Source organism: Micromonospora cremea (assembly GCF_900143515.1).
GTDB lineage: Bacteria > Actinomycetota > Actinomycetes > Mycobacteriales > Micromonosporaceae > Micromonospora > Micromonospora cremea.
This window is the reverse complement of sequence record NZ_FSQT01000002.1, coordinates 1,091,189-1,102,617: the sequence shown is the minus strand read 5'-3', so window position 1 is coordinate 1,102,617 and position 11,429 is coordinate 1,091,189. Positions and strand designations below refer to the sequence as shown.

General features: G+C 71.9%; 11 protein-coding genes. 6 read left to right on the top strand and 5 right to left on the bottom strand.

What is annotated here, in order from left to right:
• Positions 1-104: 104 nt before the first annotated feature.
• Together BUS84_RS18385 and BUS84_RS18380 are read right to left on the bottom strand one after the other, a co-directional pair.
• Positions 105-284 (bottom strand): DUF6104 family protein, encoded by a 180-nt coding sequence (locus BUS84_RS18385; protein ID WP_074314166.1) that lies wholly within the window; start codon positions 282-284, stop codon positions 105-107.
• A gap of 192 nt (positions 285-476) precedes the next feature.
• Complete coding sequence (locus tag BUS84_RS18380; protein WP_074314164.1) at positions 477-4,241, bottom strand: multifunctional oxoglutarate decarboxylase/oxoglutarate dehydrogenase thiamine pyrophosphate-binding subunit/dihydrolipoyllysine-residue succinyltransferase subunit; 3,765 nt, start codon at positions 4,239-4,241, stop codon at positions 477-479.
• Positions 4,242-4,505: 264 nt separating this feature from the next.
• Between BUS84_RS18380 and BUS84_RS18375 the strand changes: the two genes are divergently transcribed.
• Positions 4,506-4,853, top strand: a complete 348-nt coding sequence (locus BUS84_RS18375) for a hypothetical protein (RefSeq protein ID WP_143728456.1) — start codon at positions 4,506-4,508, stop codon at positions 4,851-4,853.
• A complete protein-coding gene (locus BUS84_RS18370; RefSeq protein WP_074314161.1) occupies positions 4,850-5,257 on the top strand; it encodes a hypothetical protein in 408 nt (135 codons plus the stop codon). Before BUS84_RS18375 ends, BUS84_RS18370 begins: the two co-directional genes overlap by 4 nt.
• Before the next feature lie 85 nt (positions 5,258-5,342).
• Here BUS84_RS18370 and BUS84_RS18365 read toward each other — a convergent pair whose 3' ends face one another.
• The 3 genes from BUS84_RS18365 to BUS84_RS18355 form a co-directional block, all read right to left on the bottom strand.
• Positions 5,343-6,167 (bottom strand): ABC transporter permease, encoded by an 825-nt coding sequence (locus tag BUS84_RS18365; protein WP_074314159.1) that lies wholly within the window; start codon positions 6,165-6,167, stop codon positions 5,343-5,345.
• Positions 6,164-7,099, bottom strand: coding sequence for an ABC transporter ATP-binding protein (locus BUS84_RS18360; protein WP_074314157.1), 936 nt, complete (start codon positions 7,097-7,099; stop codon positions 6,164-6,166). The genes BUS84_RS18365 and BUS84_RS18360 overlap by 4 nt, the downstream gene beginning before the upstream one ends.
• A 140-nt stretch (positions 7,100-7,239) precedes the next feature.
• A complete protein-coding gene (locus BUS84_RS18355) occupies positions 7,240-7,887 on the bottom strand; it encodes a hypothetical protein (RefSeq protein ID WP_074314155.1) in 648 nt (215 codons plus the stop codon).
• Between the two features lie 150 nt (positions 7,888-8,037).
• Between BUS84_RS18355 and BUS84_RS18350 the strand changes: the two genes are divergently transcribed.
• The 4 genes from BUS84_RS18350 to BUS84_RS18335 all read left to right on the top strand — a co-directional run bounded on the left by BUS84_RS18350 (position 8,038) and on the right by BUS84_RS18335 (position 11,381).
• Positions 8,038-8,817, top strand: coding sequence for a GNAT family N-acetyltransferase (locus BUS84_RS18350; protein ID WP_074318915.1), 780 nt, complete (start codon positions 8,038-8,040; stop codon positions 8,815-8,817).
• On the top strand, positions 8,814-9,752 hold the full coding sequence (locus BUS84_RS18345; RefSeq protein WP_074314153.1) for a lysophospholipid acyltransferase family protein: 939 nt from the start codon (positions 8,814-8,816) through the stop codon (positions 9,750-9,752). Before BUS84_RS18350 ends, BUS84_RS18345 begins: the two co-directional genes overlap by 4 nt.
• Before the next feature lie 196 nt (positions 9,753-9,948).
• Positions 9,949-10,773, top strand: coding sequence for a DUF4097 family beta strand repeat-containing protein (locus tag BUS84_RS18340; RefSeq protein WP_074314151.1), 825 nt, complete (start codon positions 9,949-9,951; stop codon positions 10,771-10,773).
• Entirely contained in the window at positions 10,770-11,381 is a 612-nt protein-coding gene (locus BUS84_RS18335; RefSeq protein ID WP_074314149.1) for a PadR family transcriptional regulator, read from the top strand. The genes BUS84_RS18340 and BUS84_RS18335 overlap by 4 nt, the downstream gene beginning before the upstream one ends.
• Positions 11,382-11,429 lie beyond the last annotated feature (48 nt).

Here is an 11,429-nt window from a genome sequence, read left to right as displayed (position 1 = left end):
CCGGCACCTTCTCCTTTGATCATGAAGTTGTTGCCGCGACTCGCCGGCGACACGCGCAACAACTTCATGATCACGAGGGTGGGGGCGGGGGCGGGGCGGGGGCGTTACTCGTCGTCGGGGTCGTCGAGGCGGGCCAGGTAGGTGGCCAGGCGCTCGATGGGGGTTTCGAAGTCGGGGTTGAGGTCCACGAAATCACGCAGGCGCTCGCCGAGCCATTCCAGGGTCACCTGCTCGTCGCCCCGGCGCTCAACCAGCTCCTCGATACCACGGTCGGTGAAGTACATCGGAACGTCCTCGCTCCTCGCTGATGCGTGCGTCGCTGTCGCGTGCGTCTCTGGTGCGTCGATCTAGGGCTTATCGTCGCGATCCGAGATCGACTCACGACGATAAGCCCTAGATCGCGGCGGCGGGACAGGGCGCCGGTCCCGCCCGCGGGGAGCGGGCGGGACCGGGGGTGTCGCAGGGATGGGTGGAGCTCAGGGGCGGGGGAGTGCCGCCTCGATCAGGGCGTTCTGCTCGACCTCGTGCGTCTTGGCCGAGCCGACCGCCGGGGCGGCCGCGGCCGGGCGGGAGATCCGCCGCAGCCGAACGTCCGTGAGGTGCTCCAGGAGGTTGAGCGCGACGAACGACCAGGCGCCCTGGTTGGCCGGCTCCTCCTGCACCCAGGCGAAGTCCTCCGCGTTCGGGTACTGCGCCAGGGCGGCCCGGATCTCCTCCACCGCCAGCGGGTACAGCTGCTCGATCCGGATGATCGCGGTGTCGGTGACGCCGCGCTCCTGCCGGGCCTGGAACAGGTCGTAGTAGATCTTGCCCGAGCAGAGCAGCACCCGCTTCACCGCCTCCGGCGCCGGGGCGGCCGTGTCGCGCAGCACCGGCTGGAAGGTGCCGGTGGTGAAGTCCTCCACCGACGAGACGCAGAGCTTGTGCCGCAGCAGCGACTTCGGCGTGAAGACCACCAGCGGCTTGCGCTTCGGCGACAGGGCCTGGCGGCGCAGCAGGTGGAAGTAGTTCGCCGGGGTGGTCGGGATGGCGACCCGCATGTTGTCCTCGGCGCACATCTGCAGGAACCGCTCCGGGCGGCCGGAGGTGTGGTCCGGGCCCTGACCCTCGTGGCCGTGCGGCAGCAGCAGGGTGACCGCCGAGCGCTGACCCCACTTCACCTCACCGGAGGAGATGAACTCGTCGATCACGGACTGGGCGCCGTTGACGAAGTCACCGAACTGGGCCTCCCAGGCGACCAGCGCGTTGATGTTCTCCACCGAGTAGCCGTACTCGAAGCCCATCGCGGCGTACTCGCTGAGCAGCGAGTCGTGCACGAAGAACCGGGAGCGCTCGCCGTCGCCGGTGAGTGACTTCAGCGGCAGGTAGTCGTCGCCGGTACGGGCGTCGACCACCGAGGCGTGCCGCTGGACGAAGGTGCCGCGGCGGGAGTCCTGACCGGCCAGCCGGACGGTGACCCCGTCGTGCAGCAGCGCCCCGAGCGCGATGATCTCGCCGAAGCCCCAGTCGATGTTGCCCTCGACGGACATCTTGGCCCGCCGGTCGAGCAGTTGCTGGATCCGCTTGTGCGGGGTGAATCCCTCCGGCAGGTTGATGTGCGCCTCGCCGATCGCCTTCACCACGGCGGCGTCGGTGGCGGTGTCGACCTGCGGCTCCGGCTCCTCCTCGCGGCGCGGCCGGTTGAGCTGGCGCGGCGCCGAGGCGGCATCCCGAGTGGCCTTGAAGACCCGCTCCAGCTGCGACTGGTAGTCGCGTAGCAGCTCCTCCGCGTCCTCCACGGTGATGTCGCCGCGACCGATCAGCTCCTCGGTGTAGAGCTTGCGGACCGAGCGCTTGGAATCAATGATCTTGTACATCTGGGGGTTGGACATCGACGGGTCGTCGCCCTCGTTGTGCCCGCGCCGGCGGTAGCAGACCATGTCGATCACGACGTCCTTGTTGAACGCCTGCCGGTACTCGAAGGCCAGCCGGGCTACCCGGACCACGGCCTCCGGGTCGTCGCCGTTGACGTGGAAGATCGGCGCCTGGATCATCCGGGCCACGTCGGTGCTGTAGAGGCTGGACCGGCTGTACTCCGGGGCGGTGGTGAAGCCGACCTGGTTGTTGACCACCACGTGCACGGTGCCGCCGGTGCGGTAGCCGCGCAGCTGCGACAGGTTGAGCGTCTCGGCGACCACGCCCTGCCCGGCGAACGCGGCGTCACCGTGCACCGCCAGCGGCAGCACGGTGTAGCCCTCCAGCTTGAGGTCGATCCGGTCCTGCTTGGCCCGGACGATGCCCTCCAGCACCGGGTCGACGGCCTCCAGGTGTGACGGGTTGGCCACCACGGACACCTTGACCGCGTGGCCGCCGTCGGGGGTGGTGAACTTGCCGTTCTGGCCGAGGTGGTACTTCACGTCGCCGGAGCCCTGCGTCGAGCGCGGGTCCAGGTGCCCCTCGAACTCGGAGAAAATCTTCTCGTACGGCTTGCCGACGATGTTGGCCAGCACGTTGAGCCGACCCCGGTGGGCCATGCCGATGACGACCTCGTCCAGCCCGCTCTCGGCGGAGGACTCCAGCACCTCGCCGAGCAGCGGGATCAGCGACTCGCCACCCTCCAGCGAGAAGCGCTTCTGGCCGACGTACTTGGTCTGCAGGAAGGTCTCGAACGCCTCGGCGGCGTTGAGCCGGTTGAGCACGTGCTTCTGCTCGTCCGGGGAGGGCTTCTCGTACTTGCGCTCGATCCGCTCCTGGATCCAGCGCCGCTCCTCCGGGTCCTGGATGTGCATGTACTCGATGCCGACGCGGCGGCAGTACGAGTCGCGCAGCACGCCGAGGATCTCGCGCAGCTTCATCCGCTGCCGGCCGGCGAAGCCGTTCACCGGGAACTCGCGGTCGAGGTCCCACAGGGTCAGCCCGTGCTGGAGGACGTCCAGGTCGGGGTGCTTGCGGATCTTGAACTCGAGCGGGTCGGTGTCGGCCATCAGGTGCCCGCGCACCCGGTAGGCGTGGATCAGCTCGTGCACCCGCGCGGTCTTGTTGATCTGGCCCTCGGAGTTGACCGCGACGTCGCGTACCCAGCGGACCGGCTCGTACGGGATCCGCAGCGAGGTGAAGATCTCGTCGTAGAAGCCGTGCTCGCCCAGGATCAGCTCGTGCATCACCTTGAGGAACTCGCCGGACTGCGCGCCCTGGATGATCCGGTGGTCGTACGTGCTGGTCAGCGTGATGATCTTGCTGACCGCCAGCTCGGCCAGGGTGGCCTCGGACATGCCCTGGTAGGGGGCCGGGTACTCCATCGCGCCGACGCCGATGATCGCGCTCTGCCCCTGCATCAGCCGCGGCATCGAGTGCACGGTGCCGATGCCGCCCGGGTTGGTCAGCGAGATCGTGGTGCCGGAGTAGTCCTCCATGGTCAGCTCGTTGCGCCGCGCCCGCCGGACCACGTCCTCGTACGCCTGCCAGAACTGCCGGAAGTCCATCTGCTCGCAGCCCTTGATGGAGGGGACCACCAGGTTGCGGGTGCCGTCCGGCTTGGTCAGGTCGATCGCGATGCCGAGGTTGACGTGCGCCGGGCGGACCACGGCGGGCTTGCCGTTGGCCTCGGCGAAGGAGTTGTTCATCTCCGGGTGCTGGACCAGCGCCCGGACCATCGCGTAGCCGACCAGGTGGGTGAAGCTGACCTTGCCACCGCGCCCGCGGGCGAGGTGGTTGTTGATCACGATGCGGTTGTCCACCAGCAGCTTGGCCGGGACCGCGCGGACGCTGGTCGCGGTGGGCACGCTCAGCGAGGCGTCCATGTTCTGGACGATCTTCGCGGCGACCCCGCGCAGCGGGGTGGTCTGCGGGCCCTCGGCGCTCGGCGCGGCAGCCTTCGCGGCCGGCTTGGCCGGGGCGGCCTTCGCCGGCGCGGCGGCCTTCGCCGGGGCGGGTGCCGCGGCGGCGGGCTTGGCCGGTGCCGGCTGCGAGGCGGCCGGCTTGCTGGCTGCCGCCGGCTTCGTCGCGGCGCTGGGCTGGCTGACCGAGGCGGCCGCCTCCGGCTGGCCGTCCGGCTCCGGCGTTGCGGCCGGCGTGCCCGCCGACTCACCGCCGCGTGGGGTGGCGGCGCCCGGCGCCGGTCGGTAGTCGGCGAAGAAGTCGTGCCAGGCCGAATCGACACTCGTTGGGTCGGCGAGGTAGCGCTGGTACATGTCCTCGACGATCCACTCGTTCGGGCCGAAACCCGCCAGTGGGTTATCCTGCGAAGTCTGCTGGGTCGACACGGCCGGTAATCGCCTCTTTCACGCGGGTTTGTGTGTCACGCGGTGTCCGTCGCGCCCGGTTCGGAGCACGGACAGGACGGCTCCCAGGCTACGCCGTACGGATCCCAGAGGCATTTCCGCCTCGGTCGCGTGGTCCGTTTCACAGAAGATGCCAGAAGTTCAGCAGTTGCTGCGGGTGCGTCCGAAGGCTGGTAGGCGGCCGGCGCCGGCGATTGAGTACGGGTACGGATGTCCGCCCGGGCGCTCCTCGGCAGGATCGGCCGCATGGATGGCACGGGGGCACGGGAGCGGTACGGCAGGAGCATGGCGGTCGCGTTCGGTTGGTACGCCACGGCGATCGCGGCGGTGGTGGTGGGTACGACCAGCGTGCCGAGCGCGCCACGGCAGGACTGTTCGGCAATGTTCAGTTGTCTCTCTCCGCTGGAGTCGCTGGCGCTGGCCGGGCTGGTCTGGGGCGGGCCGGTGCTCGTCGGGTTGCTGATTGTCACGGCGGTGGTCAACGCGCTGGTCGTCCACCGGATCACCTCGGCGGTGCTGGCCGGCACCCTGTCCGTGGCGGTCAGCGGCGCGGTCTGCGCCGTAGTGGCCGCCGCCTATCTGGGCCGATCGTGAAGCGGCTCGGCCTGGGCGTGCTCTTCTTCGCCTGGCTCTACGGGGGGCCGTTCCTGCTGGTGGTGGGCCTGATCCGGCGGACGTCCACGCCGTACACGCCGACCCCGGACGTGGCGCGGGCGTTCGGCGCGACGACCGACGCCCTGCTGACCGCCGGCCTCGTGCTGAACGCGGCGCTGCCGCTGGCCGGCCTGCTGCTCGCCGGGTGGGCCGGTGAGCGGGGCTGGCGGCGGCACTTCGGCTGGTCGCTCGGCGGGATGGCGCTGCTCTATCTGGCGGTGGCGCTCTTCGGCAGCATGGCGACCAGCACCCTGATCGGCCACACCCCGGCCGACCAGGAGTCGGCCCCGCCGGTCGGCCACTGCGTCCCGACCAGCGGCGGCCGGGGCTGCCCGGGCGGGTGAGGCGACGAAGTCGGAGCCGGGCGGCCGGGGGACCGGGACGCCCCGGGGTGGCGACCGAGCCGCCGCCACCCCGGGACGCTACGGGTCAGGAGATGTCGCGCCGGCGCATCAGCAGGGTGCCGACCAGGCCGGTGATCACCGCGTACCCGATCAGCACGACGGCGCCCGCCCAGCGCGGCGGGTTGCCGGGGATGTCCGCCCCGGTGACCATCAGCGACGAGGCGAGCGACGGCACCAGCAGTTGCAGGTTGTTGATCCAGTCTCCCCACCGGGCGGCCAGGATGCTGATCACCACGATGGCGCCGATCGAGCCACCCAGGTAGAGCAGGATGCCGGTCACGGTGGCGCCGATCTGGCTGCGGATCAGCACCCCGATGCCGACGCCGAACACGGCCCAGAGCAGGTACGCGAGCAGGTTCAACCCGATCGCCCGCCAGGCCGCGTCGTTGCCCAGTTGCGAGCCCACCCCGACCGCGTTCAGCACCGCCGCACCGGCGATCAGGTTGAACGCGGTGGTGACCAGCCAGAACAGCAGCGCCAGCACACTCGCCGCGGCCAGCTTGGCGCTCATCACCGCGGTGCGGTGCGGCGTGGTGAGGAACGTGGTGGTCACCGTCTGGTGGAAGAACTCGCTGGTCACCACGATGATGCCGAGCAGCATCACGATCAGCAGGCCGAAGAACTGCCCGGTGGTGAACAGGTTCGACGAGAGCGCGTCCGGACTGGCCGCGGCCTCGAACTGGGCCGCCTGCTCGGACGACAGGTCCGTGACGGCGTTGCTGGTCAGGGCATCGGCCTGCAACCAGTTGATGAGCAGGGTGAGCGCCCAGAGTGGCAGGCTGATGAGCGCGAAGATCCACCAGGTGTTGGTGGTACGGATCTTGAGCAGTTCGGCTCGGACCAGGTTCATCGGATGCCCGCCTTTCCGGCCGTCAGCTCCAGGAAGACCCGTTCCAGGTCGGGCCGTTCGGTGGTCAGTTCGTGCAGCTCGACCCCAGCGGCCAGGGCGGCGCGGCCGATCGTCGGAGCGTCCACCCCGCCGACCAGGAGGACGCCGTGCTCGTCGGTGTCGACGGTGGCCGACTGCGCCTTCAGCGCGGCGGTCAGCGCCTCGACGTGCGGGGTGCGGACCCGGACCAGGGCGCTCTGTGCCATCGACCCGAGGACCTGGTCGACCGGCCCCTGCCGGACCAGCTGCCCCGCCGCGATGATCACCACGTCGTCGGCGAGCAACTGCATCTCCGACAGCAGGTGGCTGGAGACCAGCACTGTCCGGCCCTCGTGGGCGAGGTTCTTGAGGAATCCCCGCATCCACCGGATGCCCTCCGGGTCGAGCCCGTTGGCCGGCTCGTCCAGGATCAGCACCCGGGGGTCGCCGAGCATCGCGGCGGCGATCCCGAGCCGCTGCTTCATGCCCAGCGAGTAGCCCTTGAACTTGCGCTTCGCCGCCGGGGTCAACCCGACCAGGGCGAGCGCCTCGTCGGCCCGCTGCTTGGGCAGACCGGCCGCCGCGCAGATCACCCGCAGGTGGTTGATGCCGGTGCGGCCCTTGTGCGCGCTGGACGCCTCCAGGATCGCGCCGACGTGCCGCAACGGGTCGGAGAGGTCGGCGTACCGCTGGCCGCTGATGGTGGCCGTACCGGCAGTCGGCGTGACCAGATTCAGCAGCATGCGCAGCGTGGTGGTCTTGCCGGCACCGTTCGGGCCGAGGAAGCCGGTCACCCGCCCCGGCGCCACGGTGAAGGACAGGTTGTTCACCGCCCGGACGTTCTTGTACTGCTTCGTCAGACCGGACACCACGATCTGATCGTCGTTGGTGGGGCTTCGCTGCCCGTCAGTCATCGTTCTCCTCCCGGGTGTGGCGTCGAGGTACGCCGTGGCACAGCGTGACGGCCCGGGGCAACAAGGTCAATCAGGCGCGGTCCGTACGACGCGGTCCGTCTCGGGGCGGAGGCGGCTCCTCCCTGCGGACGACGGCGGGGTCAGCGGGAGATCCAGGTGGCCCGGGCCGCGCCGAGCAGCGCGCCGTCCGGTCCGTACAGGCTGGTGTGCACGAGGGCCTTGCGCCCATCGGCACGGATCAGCGCACCGGTCACCACGCACTCGTCGCCGGGTGACGGCAGCGCGGTGACCACGGCGGCGATCCGGCCCAGCAGGTACGGGCGGCCGGGCGCGAGCACCGTCCAGCCGCCCGGACAGTCCAGCGCCGCCCAGACCGTGGCGTCGCTGACCTGCGCGGGCGCACGGAACGGCGCAGCGGTCCGGCCGTCCGGCAGGCGGCCAGGAAAGATCCGCAACCCGTCGGCTCGGTGCGGACCGCAGACGTAGCAGTCGGGGAACGGGTGCTCGACCAGGCCGGGGTAGCGGGTTGCGGCGTCGATCGCGGTGTCCCGGTCGACCGGCGGTACGACGGCGTCCACCGCCTCGGCCGGGCGCACCTCGGCCACCAGTTCGCCGGCCGGGTCACGGACCTCGCCGTCGACCATGCTCAGCGCCGTGTCCAGCGGTGGTGGCCGGCGCAGCGTCACCTCGACCGGGCCGGGGCCGCCCGCCGCGGCGGCGAAGATTCCGGCGCTCCAGCCGCCGTTGCCGGAGCCGGACGGCCCGTTGTAGCGGGACTCGATGCGCATCGTCGACCTCCGGTGGGGCGTGCCGGCGCCGTCGCCGGGTCCGTCCGGCAGCCTCGCACGGCCGCTGTCGGGCGCATCCGCCGGCCGGCGTTCACCCGATCGACACCGGGGGTCACCGCCGATGGCAACCCCGGGCACTACACAGATCCCATGGCCGTTCTGCATGCCGCTGGCGCACCCCTAACGACCAGCGGATACACCCTGCTGATCGCCGACGACCCGACCCAGGTCGCGGCCGCGCAACGCCTGCGTCACGAGGTGTTCGCCACCGAGCTCGGCGCCACCCTCCGCCCTGGCGAGGCCGGGCTGGACGTGGACCCCTTCGACGCACACTGTGACCACCTGATCGTCCGCCAGGAGAGCACCGGCGAGGTGGTCGGTACGTACCGGCTGCTGCCGCCCGGCCGCACCAACCGGCGGTACGCCGAGGACGAGTTCGACCTCGGCGCGCTCGACCCGCTCCGCGACGACCTGGTCGAGGCGGGCCGCTCCTGCGTGCACCCGGATCACCGCTCGGGCGCGGTGATCAACCTGATGTGGGCCGGCATCACCCGGTACCTGCACCTGCGCGGCTCACGCTGGCTCGGCGGCTGCGCCTCCGTGCCGGTGGCCGACGGCGGCCGGGCGGTGGCCGAGGTGTGGGCGCAGGCCCGGGCCCGGCACCTGGCGCCGCCTCCGCTGCGGGTCCGCCCGCTGCGGCCGTGGTTCGCGGAGTCGGCCGTCGCCGCCGGCCCGGTGGCCGCCTCCGATCCGGCCGGCCGCGCCGCGGTGCCGCCGCTGTTGCGTGGCTACCTCCGGCTCGGCGCGTGGATCTGCGGCGAGCCGTCGTACGACCCCGACTTCGGGGTCGCGGACTTCTACGTGCTGTTCTCGCTGGACCGGATGAACCCGCGCTACCTGCGGCACTTCCTGGGCGGGGAGGAGCGGTGACCGCCGCGCCGCACGACCTCTGGCGGCCCTCGTCCGGCTGCGACGAGGGGTGCCTGCCGGCTGCCGGCGAGGTGCCCACGGTGTCGGCGGCCCGCCGGGTGCTCCGGTTGGTCGCCGCCGCCGGCATGCTGCTGGCCGGGGCGGGCCTGGTGGTGCTGCTGCCCGTGCTGCCGGCACCGGAGAGGCGGGCGGCGGTCCGCGGCTGGGCCCGAGGCACCGCACGCGCCTTCGGCGTCCGGCTGGTGATCCGGGGCCGACTGCCCCGGCGGCGCGCGCTGCTGGTCGCCAACCATGTCTCGTGGCTGGACGTCCTCGCGGTGCTGGCGGTCGCGCCGAGCCGGATGGTGGCGAAGCGGGAGATCCGCTCCTGGCCGGTGGTGGGCCTGCTCGCGGCGGCGGCGGGGACGGTCTTCGTGGACCGGTCCCGGCCGCGGGCGCTGCCGGCCACCGTGCGCCGGGTCGCCGACGCGCTGCGCGCCGGCCGGTCGGTCGCGGTCTTTCCGGAGGGTACGACCTGGTGCGCCGGGAACCGCGCGGCCGACTGTCGCCCCGGCGGCGGGTTCCGGCCCGCGACGTTCCAGGCGGCCATCGACACCGGCAGCCCGGTGGTGCCGCTGCGGCTCGTTCACCGGTGCGCGGCCACCGGATCGGCCACCACGGCCGGCGCCTTCCTCGGGGCGGACACCCTGCTGCGCTCGGTGGCGCGGGTGATCGCGGCGCGGGAACTGGTGGTGACGGTGACGGTCGCTGCCGCACTGCATCCAGCCCGCGACGCCGACCGGCGGTTGCTGGCCCGGGCCGCCGAGTCGGCCGTACACCTGCTGCCCCCGGCGGGTGCCGCGGCGCGGGCCCGGCTGCGTCCGCTGTCCGCCATGACCACGGCCGCTCCCGTGTCGTCGCCGGTCGCCGGCCGGGAACTGGACCTGGCGGCCTGAGCGGAGCGGCCGCGTCGTCCGGCCATACCTGTTTCGGTGAGCGCCATACCTCTGAGTCATAACTATGACTGGGAGGTATAGCGCTCACCGGCGCCCGCCCGACCCGACTCGCGACAGTCTTGTCCTGTCGCGATGTATCGCGTTATTGTTCCTCTCATCGGACGCGCATCGGCGCGTCGACCGAGGGGAGGACGCCATGACCGGATGGACGGTCGACAGCCCGCAGCGGCTCACCGTGGACGGCCCGGTCACCCGGCTGGACGTCCGCCTGGTGAGCGGGCGGCTCAACGTGGTCGCCGCCGACGGCCCGGCCCGGGTCGACGTCACCCGCGTCGGCCGCCGACCCGTCCTGGTCACCCACTCCGACGGCCGGCTCACCATCCGCCAGGAGCGCGGCCGGGGCTGGGCGGACGCCCTGCGGTGGTTTCGGTCGATCACGCGGTACCCGCGAGTCGACGTCTCCGTCGCGGTACCCGCGGACATCATCGCCGACCTGAATCTGGTCGCGGGCTCGCTGGTCGCCTCCGGGCTGCGCCGGCAGACCACGGTCGACGTGACCGCTGGTCAGATCACCCTGATGGGGCTACGTGGCAGCACCTTCGCGAAGATCACTTCGGGGCCGGTGGAGGCGCTCGGCGTGGGCGGCGACCTCAGTCTGGAGACGGTCTCCGGTGAGGTGATCCTCGCCGACAGCGCCGCCGACCGGGTGCGGGCGCAGACCGTCTCGGGAGCCATCACCTGCGACCTGGACAACCCCCGCCGCAGCGAGATCCGGCTCACCACCATCTCGGGCAGCATCACCGTCCGGATCCGGGAGGACAGCGACCTCGACGTACGGCTGCACACCGCCTCGGGCCGGATCACCAGCGGGTTCCCCCAGGTGCGCACCTCGACGTTCCCGCTGGCCAACAGCGAGGGGGTGCTCGGCGTCGGCGAGGGTAAGCTCTGGGCGTCCGCGACCTCGGGGAGCATCGCGCTACTCGCCCGGCCGGTGGACCACGACGAGGAGGAGCTGCCGTGACCGCCGTGTTCAGCCACGGCCGGCTCCGGCTCTACCTGCTCAAACTCCTCGACGACGGTCCGAAGCACGGCTACGAGCTGATCCGCCTGCTGGAGGACCGGTTCCTCGGGCTGTACGCGCCCAGCGCCGGCACCATCTACCCCCGCCTGCAACGGCTGGAGGCCGAGGGGCTGGTCAGCCACACCGCCGCCGGAGGCCGCAAGACGTACGGCATCACCGACGCCGGCCGCGACGAGCTGCGCCAACGGGCCGGCGAGCTGACCACCCTGGAGGCGGACATCGCCGCCTCGGTGGCGGACCTCTCCACCCTGGCCGGCGAGATCCGCAGCGAGGTGAGCGGCTCGGTGCGCGACCTCAAGCGGGAGCTGAGCGCGGCCGCCCGGCAGACCCGGCGTACCCGGTGGGAGCCTCCGGCCCCGCCGCCCGGTCCGGCGGCGGCGAACGGCCCGCGCGCAGGGCTGCTCGACGAGTTCGACCAGCGGCTGGCAGCGTTCACCGCGGAGGTGGGCCGGCTGGCGCGGGCCCGGCAGTTCAGCGACACCCAGCTGCGCACGGCGATCCGCCTGCTCGACGGCGCGCTGGACGGGCTGCGCCGACTGCTGCGCTGACCGACGCCGCCGGCCCGGTCGGGAGCGGCCGACGACTCACAGGATTTT